Raw genomic sequence first — 16,469 nt, 5'->3', positions numbered from 1 at the left:
GCCCTACTTATGGCGGGGTCCGGGGCCAAGCTTTGGCCCCGGCGGGGGCATGGGGGCGGCGCCCCCATCCAACGTCTGAAGCAAAGCCCGGATGGTTTCCGGCGCGAGCTTGCGGATTTCCCGCGCCAGCCGATTGGCCAGCGCCGTCGCCTCCGGGCTCAGCCCAGCCGTATCCAGCACCACCCGCGGATGGGAGAGGCGGGCCAGCCGCGCCATCTCCTCCGCATCGTCCCAGATCAGGCCGAAGAACTCGTTCACCTGGTGGATGAGCCCCGGTGAGGGGCGCCCGCGATGGCCGTGCTCCAGCGCCGAGAGATAGGCCGGCGAGACGTGCAGCGCCTGGGCGAGGGCGGCCTGGCTGACGCCATGGGCTTCCCGGAGGGCGCGGAGCCTCTGGCCGAAGGGCGTCATCGCCGCCGGCGGAGCAGCAGGTGGACGGCGCCGGGGTTGCTGGCATGGGGATGGGCGGCGCCGAGCAGGAGGGGGCGCATCTCGGCCGCGTTCAGCCAGAAGGGCAGCTCGCGGCGAAGCACGCCGCCTTCGATGCTGGAGCCCTTGCCGGTGACGATGGCGACGCAGCGGAGACCGTCGGCCTGCGCCTCGTACAGAAAGCGGCGGACGGCGGCATGGGCGTCCTGGGCGCGGCGGCCGTGCAGGTCGAGGGTGCGCTCGGGGCGGGTGCGGCCGCGGCGGAGCTCGCGCCAGCGCTTGCCATCGAGGCCGGGGGGCGGAGCGCCGACCTGCAGCTCGGGGGCGGGGCGGAGGTGGGTAGGCTTCGGCGGCGGCGCGGGCGGGGCCGCGGCGGTGCCGGGCGCCGGGGGTGGCGCCGGATCGGGCGGCGGGGGCGGCAGGGCCTTGCCCGGCATGGGCGCGACCTGGGCGCGGGCGGTCCAGGCCTGCCAGAGGCGGCGGTCGAGCTCGGTCAGGGCCCGGCGCGGCCGGGCGGGGGCGCTCAATCCCCGGGGGCGGCGGGGCCGCCCGGCACGGCGACCGGCGGCGGGGCCGCGGCCTCGCCCATCGGCAGGGCGGCGGGGTCGTCGTCGATCAGGATGATGTGCAGCCGCCGCGGCCCATGGGCGCCGAGCTCCAGCGTCTGCTCGATATCGGCGCTGCGCGAGGGGCCGGTGACGAACATGATGTTGCGCGGCATGAAGCCGCCGCTGCGCTCGTCGCGGCTCTCGGCGCGCAGGCGGTCCCAGGCCTCCTCATAGGCGCCGACGATCCGGCTGGCGCGAAGGACCACGATCTCGGTCTCGGCGAGGAGGTTGAGGGTGGTCGGGCGCTCCGGCGCGGAGGGGAGCATCAGCGTCCCCGTCTCGGCGATGCCGGCATAGCCGTGCTGCAGGCTGACCTGGTCGGAGGCCTCGGCGCGGCGCTGCTCGATCTCCAGCAGCGGGCGGCTGGACCAGGGGATCGCCTGCAGCTCCGGGTGCGGGGCCATGGGGAAGCGGGCGGGCAGGTTCTGCGCCGCCAGGTAGTCGGCGATGGCGGCGGGCACGGCCTCCGGGCCCGGCACGCGCTCGACGGTGCCGAACTCCTTCTCCACGTTGTGGACGAAGAGGGCGACCTGGTCCGGCCGCGGCAGGCGCGAGCGGGCGGGAATGAGGTGGCGGGGATGCGTCGCCAGCCGTCCGCCCAGCATGGCCTGCTGGTCGGCCGGCAACGGGCCGCGCTTCAGGCCGCGGCGGATGGCGCCGAGGATGGCCTCCTTGGTCATCGCCGGCGCTGCTCCTTCGCGTAGCGGGCCATGAAGGTGCCGCCCTCCGGCACCGGCAGGTTGCGCCCCGCGGTCCAGCCGCCGGCGAGCGGCAGGGAGCGGAAGCTGCCCTTGCCGCGGCCGAGCAGGCCGAGCGCGGCGTTGGCGGCACGGGTCGCAGCCCGGTAGAGCCCGGGGCGGCGGGCGAACCACGCCCAGAGGGCGAGGTTGCCGCGCTGGGTGGCCGGCGTCAGGTGCCGCTCGAATTCCCGCTCGCGCCAGTGGCGCATCATCTTCGGCAGGGGGATCTTCACCGGGCAGACGCTCTCGCAGCGGCCGCAGAAAGTCGACGCATTGGGCAGCAAGCCCGTCTTCTCGATGCCCACCAGCGAGGGGGTGAGGACCGAGCCCATCGGGCCCGGATAGACCCAGCCATAGGCATGGCCGCCGACCGCGCCGTAGACCGGGCAGTGGTTCATGCAGGCGGCGCAGCGGATGCAGCGCAGCATCTCCTGGAACTCGGTGCCGAGCATGTTGGAACGGCCGCCATCGACCAGGACGACGTGGTACTCCTCCGGCCCGTCGAGGTCGGCAGGGCGGCGGGCGCCGGTCGAGAAGGTGGTGTAGACGGAGAAGTCCTGGCCGGTGGCGCTGCGGGCGAGGAGGCGAAGGAGGCTGGTCGCATCCTCCAGCGTCGGGACGACCTTCTCGATGCTGGCGAGCGCGATATGCACCCGCGGCAGGGTCTGGGTCAGGTCGCCGTTGCCCTCATTGGTGACGATGACGCTGCTGCCGGTCTCGGCGATGAGGAAATTCGCCCCCGTGATGCCGACATCGGCCTCGAGGAACTTCTCCCGCAGCTTGCCGCGCGCCTCGGCCAGGATGTCGCGGCGCTCGGCGAAGACGCGGTCGGCCGGCAGGTCGGTGTGGAGGCGGCGGAAATCCGCCTCCCAATCCTCCCGGTTCAGGTGGAAGGCGGGGGCGATAATGTGGCTCGGGTGCTCCTGGCGGAGCTGGAGGATGTACTCGCCGAGATCGGTCTCGACCGGGCGGATGCCATGGGCCTCGAGATGGGCGTTGATCCCGAGCTCCTCCGAGATCATCGACTTGCCCTTGGTGACGGTGCGGGCATTGGCGCGGCGGCAGATCTCGAGCACGGCGGCGCGGGCATCGTCGGCCGTCGAGCACCAGTGCACATGGCCGCCGGCGGCCTTCACCTTCTCCTCATAGGCCTCGAGGTAGAAATCGAGATTGGCCAGGGTATGGTTCTTGATGTTCCGGCCGATGTCCCGGAGCTGCTCGAACTCGGGCAGGTTGGCCACGGCCTGGGCGCGGCGCTGGAGGAAGGCGCCCTTCGCCGTGCCGAGCGCCTTCTGCAGGCCGGGATCCGCCAGCGCGGTCCGGGCATTCTCCTTGAAGGCGGGCGAGGTGATGGCGACCACGGGCGAGCTCCTGCTAGGGGGCTGATATAGCGTCCCGCGGCCGGGAGGTCAGGGGGGCTCGGCATCCGGTACGTCCGCGAGCCAGCCGGCCAGCAGCGCGGGCTGCCATGCCCTGCGGTCAGGCCTGGCCGGGCAGCACGGTCAGCCGCCGGTCACTCCGCCGCCACCGGCAGGACCGCATGCTTCTCCAGCAGCCAGATCAGATCCTCCCTGGCGAGCGGCAGGCTGAACAGGTAGCCCTGCGCCACCGGGCAGCCGAGCGCCACCAGATGCGCGCGCTCGGCCTCCGTCTCCACGCCCTCGCAGGTGGCGGAGATGCCGAGGGCGCGGGCGACGCCGAGCGTGCCGGTGACGATGGCCGCCTGCACCGGGTCCTGATGCAGGTTGCGGACGAAGCTGCGGTCCAGCTTCACCTCGGTGAAGGGCAGGCTGCGGAGCTGGTCGAGTGAGGCGAAGCCGGTGCCGAAATCGTCCATGGCGAGGCCGATGCCCATCTCGCGCAGCGCCCTGAAGCAGGCGAGGGTGCGTGGGGTGCCATCGGCCAGCACCGTCTCGGTCAGCTCGATCGAGATCCAGCCGGGCTCCGCCCCGGCCTCGGCCAGGATGCGGCGGAGCAGGACGGCCATATCGTCGCGGTGGAACTGCACCGGCGAGACGTTGACCGCGACCTGGACGGCGTGGCCGCGGCGGTTCAGCTCGGCGGCGGTGCGGGCAGCCTCGGCCAGGGCCCAGGCGCCGATCTCGACGATCAGCCCGCTCTGCTCCGCGACGGGCAGGAAGCGGTCGGGCGATTGCAGGCCGAAGATCGGGTTCTGCCAGCGCAGCAGGGCTTCGAGGCCGATGATGCGGCCGGTGGCGAGCTCCACCTTCGGCTGGTAGTGGAGCACGAATTCCCGGTTGGTCAGGGCATTGCGCAGCTCGGCGGTCAGGCGCAGGCGGCGGCGGGATTCGCGCTCCACCGCCGGGTCGAAGGCGCGGCGCTCGCCATGGCCGGCGGCCTTGGCGGCGTAGAGCGCGGCCTCGGCCTCGATCAGCAGCTTCTCGCCCTGGCCGACGGACCAGGCGGCCTCCGCCCAGCCGAGGGTGACGGTGAGGGAGGCGGTGGCGCCAGGCAGGGTGAAGGGCTGGCGGAGCGCCGCATGCAGGGCGGCGATGGCATCCTCCCCCCGCTCCGGGCCCCGCAGGGCGGCGGCGAACTGGCCGGCGCCGAGCCGGCTGGCGGCGGCGAGGCCTGGCGCCGCCGCCAGCCGCCGGGCCAGCTCGCGCAGCAGGATGTCGCCGGCGGGGCGGCCATAGGTGGCGTTGACGTCGCGCAGCTGGTCGATGTCGCAGCAGAGCACCAGCAAGCGGTCCTGCGTCTCCAGCAGCGCCAGCCGGTCGAGGAAGCCGCGGCGGGTGAGGAGGCCGGTCATCTCGTCGAAGGTGGCGGCGCGGGCCAGCCGCTCGTTCAGCTCGCGGAAGTCGGTCACGTCACGCATGATGCCGAGGTAATGGGTGACGCGGCCCGCGGCGTCGCGCAGCGGGCGGAGGCGCAGCTCGTTCCAGAAGGGCGTGCCGTCGCGGCGGTAGTTGCGCAGGACGACGGTGGTGTCGCACCCCTCGGCGATGGCGCGGGCCATGGCCTCGACCCCCGGCTGGGTCCGCTCGGCACCCTGGAGGAAGCGGCAGTTGCGGCCGAGCAGCTCCTCCCGCCGGTAGCCGCTGATGCGCTCGAAGGTGCTGTTGACATAGACCAGCGGGTGGTCGTGCAGGGAGAGGTCGGCGATGGCGATGCCGTCCGAGAAGCCTTCCAGCGTCTGCTCGTTCAGCACGAGGCCGAGGCTGGAAGCCCCGGCGACGCGGAGGGATTTCTCGGAAAGCCGGCTCATGCTGCGGACATCCTGCCGGCCTGTTGCGACATGTCAGGGCGCCCGGCCAGGGGAAGCCGATGAGGGTCGGTGGCCCTCGCCCTCGGAGTCATGAGCGGCTGCCGGCACGGGGAGACGGTGCATGGTCTGATCCCACTCGTTTCTTGCAAGCCACTGCGGTTAGCTCGCGGACAAAGTGCCAAGGAATAGGATATGGCAACTTAATGGTTCCGACGTCAACATAATGGGCCACATGCAATCTGTTTGGAATAAGCAATGATTTGTGAGCGTGCCCGCGCGGCCGGCGCTTCGCCGCTTGACCCCCGGCCGCTTCTTCGCCATGCCGGGCGCCTGCGGCCCGACGCCGGCACCGGGCCGGCCGCCCCCTCGAATTGGACAGGTGAACCGTGCTCGCGCTCCGCGTCATCCCCTGCCTCGACGTGAAGGACGGCCGCGTCGTCAAGGGCGTCAACTTCCTCGCCCTGCGCGATGCCGGCGACCCGGTCGAGCAGGCGCGCACCTATGACCGCGAGGGGGCGGACGAGGTCACCTTCCTCGACATCGCGGCGAGCCACGAGAACCGCGACACCATCCTCGACGTCGTCTCGCGCACCGCGGCGCAGGTCTTCATCCCGCTCACCGTGGGCGGCGGGGTGCGCTCGGTCGAGGACGTCAGGCGGCTGCTGCTGGCCGGCGCCGACAAGGCGAGCATCAACAGCGCCGCCGTCGCCGACCCGGCCCTCGTCTCCCGTGCGGCGGAGGCCTTCGGCAGCCAGGCCATCGTCGTCGCCGTCGATGCGCGGCGCGTCGCCGAGGGGCGGTGGGAGGTCTTCACCCATGGCGGGCGGAAGCCCACGGGCATCGACGCCGTCGGCTGGGCGCGGCGCATGGCCGAGGCCGGCGCCGGCGAGATCCTGCTGACCAGCATGGACCGGGACGGCACCAAGTCCGGCTTCGACCTCGAGCTGCTGCGGGCGGTGCGCGCCGCGGTGCCGGTGCCGATCGTCGCCTCGGGCGGCGTCGGCACGATGGAGCATTTCGTCGAGGGCGCGCGGGTCGGGGCGACGGGTCTGCTTGCCGCCAGCGTCTTCCATTACGGCGAGTTCCGCATCGCCGATGCCAAGGCGGCGCTGGCCCGGGCCGGCCTGCCGGTCCGCCCCCTGCCTGAATCGGAGGCCGCCTGACGCATGGCGAAGGACACCAAGAAGAAGCCGGTGGCGAAGGCCAGGAAGAAGCGGGCGTTGCCGGTGCCGGAGGGGCTGCCCGCCGCCGCGGTGAGGCCGAAGAAGGCCGTGCGCCGGGCCGAGGGCCGCCACCTCGCCCCGCTCGAGGTGCCGCAGGATGGCGATGCGACGGTGCTCGACCGGCTCTGGGACACGGTGGAGAGCCGGCGGCTGGCGGGCGATGCCGCGACCTCGCATTCCGCCCGGCTGATGGCGCGCGGCACCGCGAAGGTGGCGCAGAAGCTCGGCGAGGAGGCGGTGGAATGCGTCATCGAGGCGACGCTCGGCCACCATGCCGAGACGGTGCTGGAATCCGCCGACCTGCTCTACCACCTCGTCGTCGTCTGGGTGGATGCCGGCATCCGCCCGGAGGAGGTCTGGGCGGAGCTGCGGCGGCGCGAGGGCATCAGCGGCATCGCCGAGAAGGCGGCGCGGCCGAAGGGCATCGTCCGGGCCGCGCGCACGACCAAGCTCGCCTGACAGGTTGGAGGATACGCCATGTCCGTCTCCGGCAAGCCGCCCTATGACCCTGGCAACATCTTCGCCCGCATCCTGCGCGGCGAGATCCCCTGCAAGAAGGTCAGCGAGGACGAGCATGCGCTCGCCTTCCACGACATCGCGCCCCAGGCGCCGGTGCATGTGCTGGTGATCCCGAAGGGCGCTTACGTCAGCGCCGCCGACTTCCATGCCGGGGCGCCGGCGGAGGCGATCGCCGGCTTCTGGCGCGCGGTCGCGCGGGTGGCGCGGGAACTCGGGCTGGAGGAGCATGGTTATCGCCTGCTCTCCAACATGGGCGAGTATGCCGGGCAGGAAGTCGGGCATTTCCACGTCCATCTCTTCGGCGGCCGCCGCCTCGGCCGGATGGTGCCGCAGCCGCGGGAGTAGCGCATGGCCCTGAGCCCAGAGGAGGAGGCACGCGCCGCCCTCGCCGCCGCCGGGCAGTTGCCGGATGCGGAGATCGAGCTGGCCGCGGTCGCCGTGCAGCTGGCGCGCATCGACGCGCCGGAGGCGGACTGGCGCGCGGCCTCGGCCGTGCTCTCGGAGCTGGCGCAGGCGGCCGTCGCCGCCGCCGCGGCCGATCCCCAGGCCGATGGCGGCGATCCGGAGCGGCGCCGCGCCGTGCTGGCCGAGGTGATCCATGGCCGCTTCGGCTTCCGCGGCGACACCGAGGATTACGAGAACCCGGCCAATGCCAACCTCATCCGCGTCGCCGAGCGGCGGCGGGGGTTGCCGGTCGCGCTCGGCATCCTCTGGCTGCATGCGGCGGAGGCGGCGGGCTGGGCGGCGCATGGCGTCGACTTCCCCGGCCACTTCCTGCTCGCCGTCGAGGGCGGGCGGGGGCAGGCGCTGGTCGATGTCTTCGCCGGCGGCACCGGGCTGCAGGCGCCGGATCTGCGCGCGCTCATCAAGCGGATCGAGGGCGAGCGGGCGGAGCTGCGGCCGGGCCTCGTCCGGCTGATGGACAAGCGGGCGGTGCTGCTCCGGCTGCAGAACAACATCAAGCTGCGGCGGCTCCGGGCGCAAGACCTGGCCGGGGCGCTCGCCTGCGCCGAGGACATGCTGCGCCTCGCCCCGGACCAGGCCTTGCTCTGGCGCGAGGCGGGGCTGATGAACCAGCGGCTGGACCGCATCGGCGCCGCGCTCGGCTGCCTCGAGCGCTCGCTGGAGCTGGAGCCGGAGGGGCCGGCCGCCAGCCGCACGCGGATGGTGATCGAGGAGTTGCGACACCGGCTGAATTGAGGCTCTGGCGTTTTCGCCCGGTTCGGGGCACGGAATTGCCCTGAACCAGTGGAGACGACCATGGCGCGCGCCCTCCGGGTCGCGGTCCAGATGGACCCGATCGCCGGCATCAACATCGATGCCGACAGCACCTTCGCCCTGATGCTGGAGGCGCAGGCCCGTGGCCACCGGCTCTGGCACTACCATGTGCGCGACCTGGCCTTCCTCGGCGGCCGGCTGCTGGCGCAGGGCGAGCCGGTCACCGTCGAACGCAAGCAGGGCGCGCACTACGCCTTCGGCCCGCGGGAGGAGATCGACCTCTCGACGATGGATGTCGTGCTGATGCGGCAGGACCCGCCCTTCGACATGGCCTACATCACCGCGACGCACCTGCTGGAGCACATCCACCCGAAGACGCTGGTGGTGAACGACCCGGCGAGCGTCAGGAACGCGCCGGAAAAGCTCTTCGTCCTGCAATTCCCCGACCTGATGCCGGAGACGCTGGTGACGTCGAGCCGGGCGCAGATCCAGGCCTTCCGCGAGAAGCACAAGGACATCATCGTCAAGCCGCTTTTCGGCAATGGCGGCGCCGGCGTCTTCCACATCAAGCCGGGCGATTCCAACCTCAACAGCCTGATCGAGATGTTCACCGAGCGCTCGCGCGAGCCGCTGATGGTGCAGCGCTACGTCCCCGAGGTGCGGCAGGGCGACAAGCGCATCATCCTGGTCGATGGCGTGCCGATGGGCGCCATCAACCGCGTCCCCGCCGAGGGCGAGGCGCGCAGCAACATGCATGTCGGCGGCCGGCCGGAGCGGACGACGCTGACGGCGCGCGAGCAGGAGATCTGCGCCCGTATCGGCCCCTCGCTCAGGGAGCGGGGGATGATCTTCGTCGGCATCGACGTGATCGGCGACTACCTCACCGAGATCAACGTCACCTCGCCGACCGGGCTGCAGGAGATCGCGCGCTTCGACGGCGTGCACCTGGAGCGGGCGATCTGGGACGCGATCGAGGCGAAACGCTGACCTTCCAGGGGCGTTGGGGCTGGCGGCGGCGCTTCCGGCCGCCGCTTGCCCGGATGCGCGATGGAACGGCTCTTCCTGCTCTCGGCCCGCTCCCGCGGCCTGCCCGTCTGGGCCCGGTACGGGGCGACGACCCTGCTGGTGCTCGCCTCCATGATGCTGCGGTTCTGGCTCTTCGGCACCGGGCCGGGGCTGCCCTTCCTGCTCTTCTTCCCGGCGGTGATCGTGGCCGGCCTGGTCTTCGACCGCGGCACCGGAATCTATGCCGCGCTGCTGAGCGGGGCCTGCGCCGTCTGGTTCATGTTCGAGCCGACGCGGAGCTTCGCCATCACCCAGGCGGTCGACCTGCTGTCGCTCATGATCTTCTTCGCCATCGCGCTCTTCACCGCCTCGCTGATGGAGGCGCTGCATGTCGCGCTGCACCGGCTGGCGCAGGAGCGGCAGGGCCTCGCCGCCGCCAATGCCGAGCTGGCGCGGACGGCCGAGGCGCGCGGCACGCTGCTGAGCGAGGCGGTGCACCGGGCAAGGAACGACCTGCAGCGCCTGGCGGCGACGCTGCACCTCCAGGCCGGGGCCGTGGACCAGGCGGAGGCGCGCGAGGCCCTGCAGGACGCCTCCGGCCGGATCATGGCGCTGGCGCGGATCAACGCCCGGCTCGACCGGCACCGGGATGACGGGCAGGCGGTGGTGCACAGCCGCGGCTTCCTCGAGGGGCTGGTGCAGGACCTCCGGGATACGGTGGTCGACCTGCGGCCGATCGCCCTGCTAGTGCAGGCCGAGGATCATGCAGTGCCGATGGCGCGCGCCGTGCCGATCGGGCTGACGGTGAACGAGCTGGTCGGCAATGCGCTCAAATACGCCTTCCCCGGCGAGATGGAGGGGCGGGTGAGGGTGATGTTCCGGCGGGAGGAGGCGGAGTTCCTGCTCGTCGTCGAGGATAACGGCATCGGGCTCGACCCGGCCGCGCCGCCGCAGGGGAGCGGCCTCGGCACCAGGATCAGCCGGGCCCTGGCCGGGCAGCTCGGCGGCAGCCTGGACGCGGCGCCGGCGAGCCCGGGCGGCAACCGGCCGGGGCTGCGCTGGACCATGCGGTTCCCGGTCACATGATCCGGGCCGGGGCCGGAATCGCCGGATTTCCTTGGACAGGCCGCACCGGCTCTGGCTTGGTCGCGGCCAGCAACGAGGCAGTCCCATGCCGCAGCGGAGCCCGATAGGATGAGCCGTACCGGGCAGCGCCCGCTCCATATCCTCGTCGCGGAGGACGAGGCCCTGATCGGCCTGGCGGTGGAGGCCGAGCTGCAGGAGCGCGGCCATGCCGTGACCGTGGTCGGCGATGGCGAGGCGGCGCTGGAGGCGGAGGCGCAGCTCGGCCCCTTCGACGCGCTGGTGACCGACATGCAGATGCCGCGGCTGCGCGGCGACGAGCTGGTGCAGCGGCTGCGGAGCCGCCGGCCGAAGCTGCCGGTCGTCGTCATGTCGGCCAATCACGTGCCGGAGGTGGCGGCGGGGCTGCGGGCGCTCGGCGGGCCGATCACGATCCTGACGAAGCCGGCCCCCTTCGGCCGGGTGGCCGACGAGGTGGAGCGGCTGCAGCGCGGGGAATAGCGGCGGAGACGCTCTCCTCCACCCGGGCGAAGGCGGCGCCGAGCGCGGCGGAGAGGGCGGCGGCGGCCTCCGGCCCGGGCGCGCGCGGGTCGAGGCCCTGGGGCAAGAGCGCGCTGCCCTCGGCGCTGAACTGGGCGAGGATGCGGGCCTCGCCCGGCCCGTCCTGCGGCTCGGCCAGCAGCAGGATGGCAAGCGCCGCCGTCGCCCGGCCGGCGGCCGGCTCCGCCTGCAGGCGGGTCAGCTCGCCCTCCAGCACCAGGCCGTGGCGCAGACGGGAGCCGGGCAGGGTGACGGCGGCGAAGCGGCCGCTCGCCAGCAGCCAGTGGCGCAGCGCCTCCTCCGCCGCATCGCCGGGGGGCGCGATCCATTCCTGCCAGTAGGCCGCCGTCACCTGGCCGTCGGCGCCGAGGCTGCGCAGCGCCCGTCCCTCGAGCCCCGGCGCGGCGCGGAGGCTGCGGATCAGCAGCACCGGCGCGTTGCGCGGCGGGGCGACGCGGCCGGGGCGCTCCGGCGCCAGGCTGAAGCGCTGCGTGTCCTGGTAGGGCCGGTTGGGCAGGACGCTGCACCCGGCCAGCAGCGGCAGCAGCATCAGGGTGCGGCGGGCGGTCATCTGCGGCGCTCCGGCACCGGCGGCGGCGCGCCGAGGATGGCCTGGGAGGGGTAGCGGCGCAGCTGCTCGGTCGTGTCGCGGAGATTGGCGACGGCAGCGCGCAGGTCGCGTAGGATCGGGCCGAGCTCCGCCTGCAGGTCGGTGGTGGCGCCGCGGACATTGCGCAAGCTGCCGTCGAGCGTGGCGACGGTGTTGGGCAGGCGGGCGACGACGCCGCGCAGCTCCGCCATGGCGGCGGCGGCATTCGCGACGGCCTGCTGCGTCTCCCGGCTGGTGAGGAGGGCGCGGGCATCGGCGGCGGTGCCGCGCAGCTCGGAGGCCAGCGCCGGCAGGTCGGCACCCTCGGCCTGGGCGCGGAGGCTGCGGACCAGGCTGGCGGCCTCGCGCAGCGCGATGGCCGCGTCGCCCTCGCGGAGCTGGCCGCGCAGCTCGGCAATGAGGCCGATGGTGTTGTCGAGCAGGCCGGCGAGGTCGACGCTCTGCAGCTTCTGCAGCAGGTTCTCCGCGGCGTTCTGCACCTGGGCGACGGTGGAGGGCACCGCCGGCACATAGGGGTAGCGCGGCTCCCAGGGCACCTCGCGCGGCGGGAAGCGGCCGGGGTCGAGGAAGTCGAGCTCCAGGTAGTTCACCCCGGTGATGCCCTGCGCCGCGATGCGGACGCGCAGCCCGAGGCTGACGGCCTCGTCGATCGAGGGCACCTCGCCCGCCTTGGCGATGTCCACGGCGAAGCGGACGAAGACGAGCTGGAAGACGGCGCCGAAGGTCGTGCGGTCCGGCACGCGGTACTCGGCGGTGACGAGGCCGATCTCGGTGACGCGGCCGATGGCGACGCCGCGGTAGCGCACCGCCGAGCCGACATCGAGGCCCTGGACGGATTCCCGCAGATAGGTCTCGTAGATCGTGGCGCTGCGGCCGAAGCGGTTGGCGGTGAAGAACAGGACGAAGCCGACGGTGAGCGCGAGGCCCGCCAGCACCAGCCCGCCGACGCGGAGATAGAGGCCACGGCTCTGCGGCATCAGGCAAGGACCTCGCGGCGGAAGAAGGCGCGCACCACCTTGTTGTCGCTCTCCTCGCGGAGGCGGCGCGGGTCGCCCTCGGCGATCACCCCGCGCGCCTCCTTGTCGAGCATGATGCAGCGGTCGCCGATGGCGAGGATCGACTGCAGCTCGTGCGTGACCACGACGAAGGTGGTGCCGAGGTCGCGGGCGAGCTGCTTGATGAGCGCATCGAGCCCGGCGGAGGTGATCGGGTCGAGCCCGGCCGAGGGCTCGTCGAGGAAGAGGATGGGCGGGTCGAGCGCCATGGCGCGGGCGATCCCCGCCCGCTTCGCCATGCCGCCGGAGATCTCGGCCGGCAGGCGCGCGGCGGCGTCGGCCAGGCCGACCAGGCCGAGCTTCGCCCGGGCGACCAGGGCGCGGGCCTCCGGCGGCAGGCCGGTATGCTCCTCGAGCGGCACCTCGACATTCTCGGTGAGCGTGAGGGAGCCGAAGAGGGCGCCCGACTGCCACATCACGCCGATGCGGCGCAGCAGCGCGTTGCGCGCGGCGCCGGCCAGGCCGTCATCCATCGCCTGGCCCAGGATCTCCACGCGGCCCTCGGCCGGCGGGTAGAGGCCGATGATGTGCTTCAGCAAGGTCGACTTGCCGGAGCCGGAGCCGCCGAGGATGACGAAGACCTCGCCGCGGCGGACCTCGAAGGAGACGTGCTCGAAGATGGTCCGCCCGTCGAAGCGCGCGGCTAGGTCTTCGACGCGGAGGACGGCCTCGCCCATCACCAGCCGAGCCGGAAGAAGAGGATGGAGAAGATGCCGTCCAGCACGACGATGGAGACGATGCCGCCGACCACGGCGAGCGTCGCCGCATCGCCCACCGCCCGCGGCCCGCGCCCGGCGGAGAGGCCGGCGCGGCAGCCGACCAGGCCGATGGAGAGGCCGAAGATCGCGGCCTTGAACAGCCCGCCCAGCAGGTCGTGCAGGCCGACCGAGCGTTGCAGCTGGCCGATGACGCCGACGGGCGGGAAGCCGAGCGAGGCCATCACCACCCCCATGCCGATCAGCCCGGCGAGGTCCATCACCAGGGCGAGGACCGGCATGACCAGGATCGCCGCCAGCACCCGCGGCAGCACCAGCCAGGCCAGCGGGTCGATGCCCATGATCCGCAGCGCGTCGATCTCCTCGTTCACCACCATGGTGCCGAGCTCGGCGGCGAAGGCGGAGCCGGTGCGGCCGGCGAGGATGACGGCGGCCATCAGCGGCCCGAGCTCCCGCAGCAGGGAGATGCCGACGAGGTTGGGGATGAAGACCTCCGCCCCGAAGCGGCGCATCGGGATGGAGGACTGGAAGGCGAGGATCACCCCGATCAGCACGCCGAGCAGCGCGGTGAGGCCGAAGGCGCGCAGCCCCGCCTCGTCCAGGTGGCGCAGCACCTCGGCCAGCCGCAGCCGCCAGGGGCGGCGCAGCGTGCCGAGGCCCGCCACCGCCGCCTCGCCGAGGAAGGCGATCTGGCCAAGCAGGTCGCCGCCGCGGCGGAGGGTCGCCTGGCCAAGCATGGCGAGGAAAGGCAGGGCCGGCGCCTCGTCCGGCGGCGGGGCGGCGAGGGCCTGGCGGGTGCGGTCGAGCACGGCCTGGAGCGGGCCGGGGGGGAGGCCGCGCCACTCCGTCTCGCGCGCCAGGCGCTCGAGGCGCAGCAGCAGCACGGCGCCGGCGGTATCCAGCGCGGTGAGGCCGCCGAGGTCGAGGGTGAGGGCATGCACGCCGCGCATCCGCCGCATCGCCTCCGGCCAGAGCCGGGCGGTGGCGCCGGCATCGAGGCTGCCGGCGAAGGCGAGGCGGGCGGCCGGGCCGTCCGCCGTGGCGGCAAGCGTCGCCGGCATGCTCAGCGGCGGGGTCCGGGGCGCTGCGCGGCCGGGCCGCCGAGGCTGTGGAACAGCACGGCGGCGGCGGCGGAGACGTTGAGGCTCTCGACCGGCCCGGCGGCGGCGAGCGTCACCCGGGCCGGGCAGGCCTCCAGCACGGGCTGCGACGGGCCCTGCTCCTCATTGCCGAGGACGAGGGCGACGGGCCGGTCGCGCGGCAGCGCCTCCGGCGCGAGGCCGCCCGAGGCGGTGGCGGCGACGACGAGGAAGTCCCGCTGCATGGCCCGCAGCAGCGCCGGCAGGTCGCGGGCGCGCAGCACCCGCAGCAGCTCGAGCCCGCCCTCGGCGGTGCGGAAGGCGGCATCCGACAGGTCGGCCTGCCGCCCATCCTCCGACAGCAGCAGGGCGCGGCAGCCGAAGAAGGCGGCGGAGCGGGCGATGGCGCCCAGGTTGTGCGGGTTGCCGATGCCGTCCAGCACCGGCAGCAGCGGCGCGCGGGGCAGGTCGGCGGGGAGCACGGGGCCCTGCAGGCGCTCGGCATAGCGCACCTGGGCGATGGCACAGATGCCGCCATGGTGCGGCGTGCCGGCGATGCGCGCCAGCTCCTCCGGCAGGACCTCGCGGTAGGGGCGCCGGGTGCGGGCGAGATGGGCGCAGAGCGGCCCGGCCAGGCGCCGCATCGCCTCGGTGTAGAAGAGGCGCAGCACGGCCTCGGGGCGGCGGATGAAGAGGGCGCGCACCGGCGCGGCGCCGCAGATGCGGTGCGGCTCCGGCGGGCGGGGGACGGGCCCGGGGGGCGAGGAAGCTTCGGGCAGCACGCGCCTCAGTCCATCGCCAGGGCGACCAGCACCCGGGCGGCGATGAGGGAGGAGACGCGGAGGTTGCTCTCCTGCGTCGCCCCCGCGATGTGGGGCGTGAGGATGAGGCTCGGCGCGCTGGCAAGGGGATTGCCGGGGGCCAGCGGCTCCTGCTCGAAGACGTCGAGCACGGCGCCGCCGAGATGGCCGGCGCGCAGCGCCGCGGCCAGCGCCGCCTCGTCCACCACCCCGCCGCGCGAGGCGTTGACCAGCACGGCGCCCGGCTTCATCGCCGCCAGGAATTCGGCGGAGACCAGGCCGCGCGTCGCCGGCTCCAGCGGGACATGGAGCGTCACCGCATCCGCCTCGGCGACGAGGGTGGCGAGGGGGACGGCCTCGGTGCCCGTCTCCGCCCAGCCGGAATGGTCGATCGGCAGCACCGGGTCATGCGCGATCACCCGCATGCCGAAGGCCCGCGCCAGGCGCGCGACGCGGCGGCCGATATCGCCGAAGCCGAGGATGCCGAGGGTCTTACCCGCCATCTCCCGCCCGGTGCTGAGGCGCTCGCGCGGCCATTCCCCGGCGGCGATGGCGGCGGTGGACTGGAAGGCGCCGCGGATCAGCATGCCCACCGAGAGGATGGCGTATTCGGCGACGGAATCCGCATTCGCCCCCGCGGCCGGGATCACCTCCAGCCCGCGGCGGCGGCAGGCCTCGAGGTCGATGTTGTAGAGGCCGACGCCGAGGCGGCCGAGGACGCGGAGCCGGGGTGCGGCGTCCAGCAACGCGGCATCGACCCGGGTCCGGTTGCGGACGATCAGCGCCCGCGCCTCGGCGAGCAGGCCGCGGAGCCGGTCCGGGGCGGTGCCGAGATCGGGGTCGTAGAGCGTCGGGTGCGCCGCGCTCAGCTGCGCGACCGCCGTCTCGGCCATGTATTCGGTGATGATGACATGCCCCATGGCGCACAGGATAGGCCGGGCGGGCCGTGGCGGGACAGGGGAAGCTTCAGGAATGCGGCGGCAGCGGGCAGCCGAGCCAGTGGACGCCGCGGGCGCAGAGGAAGATCGAGAGGTTGTTCAGCCCGGTGGCGACGGTCGCCAGGGAGGCGAGCGCGGCGAGCACGGCCAGCAGCCGCTGCGGCCAGGTGAGCACCAGGGTGCGCCGCACCTCGACCCGCTTGCCGTCCCAGTAGAGCCGGTTGTCGCCGTCGATGCCGAGGCGGCGGAGGTCGCCGACGCCGATCTCCTTGACCCCGGCGGGCCAGGGGCCGTGGGGCTCGCCGCTCATGGGCGGGGCTCGGGCTCAGGCGATTCGAGGCGGCGGAGCCGTTCCTCGATGGCGTCCAGGCGGTCGGCGATGCGGGTGATCAGCTGTTCATGCTTGCCGAGCGTGTCCTTCAGGATCTGCACGGTCTCGATCGCTTCCAGCAGCTCGTCGATCGTCTTGTCGGGCACCGGTCAGGGGGTGAGGCGGCTGAGCAGGCGGTCGGCATTGGCGGAGAGGGCCTCGGCACTGCGGCGGAGCTCCCGCAGCATCTCGCTCGCGCGTTCGTGCTTGGCCCGGGACAGCCGCTCCGCCGCCGCCTCGGCGGCCGGCTTGCGCGGGGCCGCGGGGCGGGACCTGGTGGTCTTGGCGGCTGCGGCTGGCATGCCTG

General features: G+C 73.4%; 21 protein-coding genes. 7 read left to right on the top strand and 14 right to left on the bottom strand.

Annotation, left to right across the window (positions count from 1 at the left end; translation table 11 throughout):
* Positions 1-3: 3 nt before the first annotated feature.
* From AC5JJ1_RS08250 to AC5JJ1_RS08230, 5 genes are all read right to left on the bottom strand, one after another.
* Positions 4-411: a helix-turn-helix domain-containing protein gene (locus AC5JJ1_RS08250; RefSeq protein ID WP_495784629.1), complete on the bottom strand. Its 408-nt coding sequence runs from the start codon at positions 409-411 to the stop codon at positions 4-6.
* A complete protein-coding gene (locus AC5JJ1_RS08245) occupies positions 408-956 on the bottom strand; it encodes a Smr/MutS family protein (RefSeq protein WP_495784628.1) in 549 nt (182 codons plus the stop codon). Before AC5JJ1_RS08245 ends, AC5JJ1_RS08250 begins: the two co-directional genes overlap by 4 nt.
* The gene (locus AC5JJ1_RS08240) at positions 953-1,717 is read right to left on the bottom strand and encodes a LutC/YkgG family protein (protein ID WP_495784627.1); all 765 of its coding nucleotides are present in this window, start codon (positions 1,715-1,717) and stop codon (positions 953-955) included. Before AC5JJ1_RS08240 ends, AC5JJ1_RS08245 begins: the two co-directional genes overlap by 4 nt.
* Complete coding sequence (locus tag AC5JJ1_RS08235) at positions 1,714-3,138, bottom strand: LutB/LldF family L-lactate oxidation iron-sulfur protein (protein WP_495784626.1); 1,425 nt, start codon at positions 3,136-3,138, stop codon at positions 1,714-1,716. Before AC5JJ1_RS08235 ends, AC5JJ1_RS08240 begins: the two co-directional genes overlap by 4 nt.
* A 152-nt stretch (positions 3,139-3,290) precedes the next feature.
* Positions 3,291-5,006: a putative bifunctional diguanylate cyclase/phosphodiesterase gene (locus AC5JJ1_RS08230; RefSeq protein ID WP_495784625.1), complete on the bottom strand. Its 1,716-nt coding sequence runs from the start codon at positions 5,004-5,006 to the stop codon at positions 3,291-3,293.
* A 386-nt stretch (positions 5,007-5,392) separates the two neighbouring features.
* Here AC5JJ1_RS08230 and hisF point away from each other — a divergent pair, with 386 nt between their 5' ends.
* The 7 genes from hisF to AC5JJ1_RS08195 all read left to right on the top strand — a co-directional run bounded on the left by hisF (position 5,393) and on the right by AC5JJ1_RS08195 (position 10,555).
* Positions 5,393-6,169, top strand: coding sequence for an imidazole glycerol phosphate synthase subunit HisF (gene hisF, locus AC5JJ1_RS08225; protein WP_495784624.1), 777 nt, complete (start codon positions 5,393-5,395; stop codon positions 6,167-6,169).
* A 3-nt stretch (positions 6,170-6,172) separates the two neighbouring features.
* Positions 6,173-6,688, top strand: coding sequence for a phosphoribosyl-ATP diphosphatase (locus AC5JJ1_RS08220; RefSeq protein WP_495784623.1), 516 nt, complete (start codon positions 6,173-6,175; stop codon positions 6,686-6,688).
* 18 nt (positions 6,689-6,706) lie between these two features.
* Complete coding sequence (locus tag AC5JJ1_RS08215) at positions 6,707-7,093, top strand: histidine triad nucleotide-binding protein (protein WP_495784622.1); 387 nt, start codon at positions 6,707-6,709, stop codon at positions 7,091-7,093.
* Positions 7,094-7,096: 3 nt separating this feature from the next.
* Entirely contained in the window at positions 7,097-7,948 is an 852-nt protein-coding gene (locus AC5JJ1_RS08210) for a SirB1 family protein (RefSeq protein ID WP_495784621.1), read from the top strand.
* A gap of 60 nt (positions 7,949-8,008) precedes the next feature.
* Complete coding sequence (gene gshB / locus AC5JJ1_RS08205; RefSeq protein WP_495784620.1) at positions 8,009-8,953, top strand: glutathione synthase; 945 nt, start codon at positions 8,009-8,011, stop codon at positions 8,951-8,953.
* A gap of 60 nt (positions 8,954-9,013) precedes the next feature.
* The gene (locus tag AC5JJ1_RS08200; protein WP_495784619.1) at positions 9,014-10,057 is read left to right on the top strand and encodes a sensor histidine kinase; all 1,044 of its coding nucleotides are present in this window, start codon (positions 9,014-9,016) and stop codon (positions 10,055-10,057) included.
* A 108-nt stretch (positions 10,058-10,165) separates the two neighbouring features.
* A complete protein-coding gene (locus AC5JJ1_RS08195) occupies positions 10,166-10,555 on the top strand; it encodes a response regulator (protein WP_495784618.1) in 390 nt (129 codons plus the stop codon).
* On the opposite strand, the gene AC5JJ1_RS08190 is transcribed toward AC5JJ1_RS08195, so the two are convergent.
* From AC5JJ1_RS08190 to AC5JJ1_RS08150, 9 genes are read right to left on the bottom strand one after another with little or no spacing between them, the layout of a single operon-like run.
* Positions 10,482-11,165 (bottom strand): ABC-type transport auxiliary lipoprotein family protein, encoded by a 684-nt coding sequence (locus AC5JJ1_RS08190; protein WP_495784617.1) that lies wholly within the window; start codon positions 11,163-11,165, stop codon positions 10,482-10,484. The two genes, AC5JJ1_RS08195 and AC5JJ1_RS08190, sit on opposite strands and share 74 nt — an antisense overlap.
* Complete coding sequence (locus tag AC5JJ1_RS08185) at positions 11,162-12,181, bottom strand: MlaD family protein (protein ID WP_495784616.1); 1,020 nt, start codon at positions 12,179-12,181, stop codon at positions 11,162-11,164. Before AC5JJ1_RS08185 ends, AC5JJ1_RS08190 begins: the two co-directional genes overlap by 4 nt.
* The gene (locus AC5JJ1_RS08180) at positions 12,181-12,936 is read right to left on the bottom strand and encodes an ABC transporter ATP-binding protein (RefSeq protein WP_495784615.1); all 756 of its coding nucleotides are present in this window, start codon (positions 12,934-12,936) and stop codon (positions 12,181-12,183) included. The genes AC5JJ1_RS08185 and AC5JJ1_RS08180 overlap by 1 nt, the downstream gene beginning before the upstream one ends.
* Positions 12,936-14,036 (bottom strand): ABC transporter permease, encoded by a 1,101-nt coding sequence (locus tag AC5JJ1_RS08175; protein ID WP_495784614.1) that lies wholly within the window; start codon positions 14,034-14,036, stop codon positions 12,936-12,938. The genes AC5JJ1_RS08180 and AC5JJ1_RS08175 overlap by 1 nt, the downstream gene beginning before the upstream one ends.
* A gap of 2 nt (positions 14,037-14,038) precedes the next feature.
* Positions 14,039-14,836, bottom strand: coding sequence for a TrmH family RNA methyltransferase (locus AC5JJ1_RS08170; protein ID WP_495784613.1), 798 nt, complete (start codon positions 14,834-14,836; stop codon positions 14,039-14,041).
* 5 nt (positions 14,837-14,841) lie between these two features.
* Positions 14,842-15,774, bottom strand: a complete 933-nt coding sequence (locus AC5JJ1_RS08165) for a hydroxyacid dehydrogenase (protein WP_495784612.1) — start codon at positions 15,772-15,774, stop codon at positions 14,842-14,844.
* A 46-nt stretch (positions 15,775-15,820) separates the two neighbouring features.
* Positions 15,821-16,102 (bottom strand): hypothetical protein, encoded by a 282-nt coding sequence (locus AC5JJ1_RS08160; RefSeq protein ID WP_495784611.1) that lies wholly within the window; start codon positions 16,100-16,102, stop codon positions 15,821-15,823.
* Positions 16,099-16,269: a hypothetical protein gene (locus tag AC5JJ1_RS08155; RefSeq protein WP_495784610.1), complete on the bottom strand. Its 171-nt coding sequence runs from the start codon at positions 16,267-16,269 to the stop codon at positions 16,099-16,101. Before AC5JJ1_RS08155 ends, AC5JJ1_RS08160 begins: the two co-directional genes overlap by 4 nt.
* 3 nt (positions 16,270-16,272) lie before the next feature.
* Positions 16,273-16,464: a hypothetical protein gene (locus tag AC5JJ1_RS08150; RefSeq protein ID WP_495784609.1), complete on the bottom strand. Its 192-nt coding sequence runs from the start codon at positions 16,462-16,464 to the stop codon at positions 16,273-16,275.
* Between the last annotated feature and the right edge of the window lie 5 nt (positions 16,465-16,469).

The sequence above is a fragment of the Belnapia sp. genome, from assembly GCF_059504005.1.
Note: the sequence above shows the minus strand (reverse complement) of the source record. Positions and strands in the feature narration are given on the sequence as shown.

Excerpts from the sequence above, each read along its gene's own strand:
- AC5JJ1_RS08185 (WP_495784616.1), bottom strand. The coding sequence starts at position 12,181 with ATGCCGCAGAGCCGTGGCCTCTATCTCCGCGTCGGCGGGCTGGTGCTG.
- AC5JJ1_RS08215 (WP_495784622.1), top strand. The coding sequence starts at position 6,707 with ATGTCCGTCTCCGGCAAGCCGCCCTATGACCCTGGCAACATCTTCGCC.
- AC5JJ1_RS08160 (WP_495784611.1), bottom strand. The coding sequence starts at position 16,102 with ATGAGCGGCGAGCCCCACGGCCCCTGGCCCGCCGGGGTCAAGGAGATC.
- gshB (WP_495784620.1), top strand. The coding sequence starts at position 8,009 with ATGGCGCGCGCCCTCCGGGTCGCGGTCCAGATGGACCCGATCGCCGGC.
- AC5JJ1_RS08190 (WP_495784617.1), bottom strand. The coding sequence starts at position 11,165 with ATGACCGCCCGCCGCACCCTGATGCTGCTGCCGCTGCTGGCCGGGTGC.
- AC5JJ1_RS08240 (WP_495784627.1), bottom strand. The coding sequence starts at position 1,717 with ATGACCAAGGAGGCCATCCTCGGCGCCATCCGCCGCGGCCTGAAGCGC.
- AC5JJ1_RS08220 (WP_495784623.1), top strand. The coding sequence starts at position 6,173 with ATGGCGAAGGACACCAAGAAGAAGCCGGTGGCGAAGGCCAGGAAGAAG.
- AC5JJ1_RS08195 (WP_495784618.1), top strand. The coding sequence starts at position 10,166 with ATGAGCCGTACCGGGCAGCGCCCGCTCCATATCCTCGTCGCGGAGGAC.
- AC5JJ1_RS08150 (WP_495784609.1), bottom strand. The coding sequence starts at position 16,464 with ATGCCAGCCGCAGCCGCCAAGACCACCAGGTCCCGCCCCGCGGCCCCG.
- AC5JJ1_RS08165 (WP_495784612.1), bottom strand. The coding sequence starts at position 15,774 with ATGGGGCATGTCATCATCACCGAATACATGGCCGAGACGGCGGTCGCG.
- AC5JJ1_RS08200 (WP_495784619.1), top strand. The coding sequence starts at position 9,014 with ATGGAACGGCTCTTCCTGCTCTCGGCCCGCTCCCGCGGCCTGCCCGTC.
- AC5JJ1_RS08210 (WP_495784621.1), top strand. The coding sequence starts at position 7,097 with ATGGCCCTGAGCCCAGAGGAGGAGGCACGCGCCGCCCTCGCCGCCGCC.
- AC5JJ1_RS08180 (WP_495784615.1), bottom strand. The coding sequence starts at position 12,936 with ATGGGCGAGGCCGTCCTCCGCGTCGAAGACCTAGCCGCGCGCTTCGAC.
- AC5JJ1_RS08250 (WP_495784629.1), bottom strand. The coding sequence starts at position 411 with ATGACGCCCTTCGGCCAGAGGCTCCGCGCCCTCCGGGAAGCCCATGGC.
- AC5JJ1_RS08230 (WP_495784625.1), bottom strand. The coding sequence starts at position 5,006 with ATGAGCCGGCTTTCCGAGAAATCCCTCCGCGTCGCCGGGGCTTCCAGC.
- AC5JJ1_RS08175 (WP_495784614.1), bottom strand. The coding sequence starts at position 14,036 with ATGCCGGCGACGCTTGCCGCCACGGCGGACGGCCCGGCCGCCCGCCTC.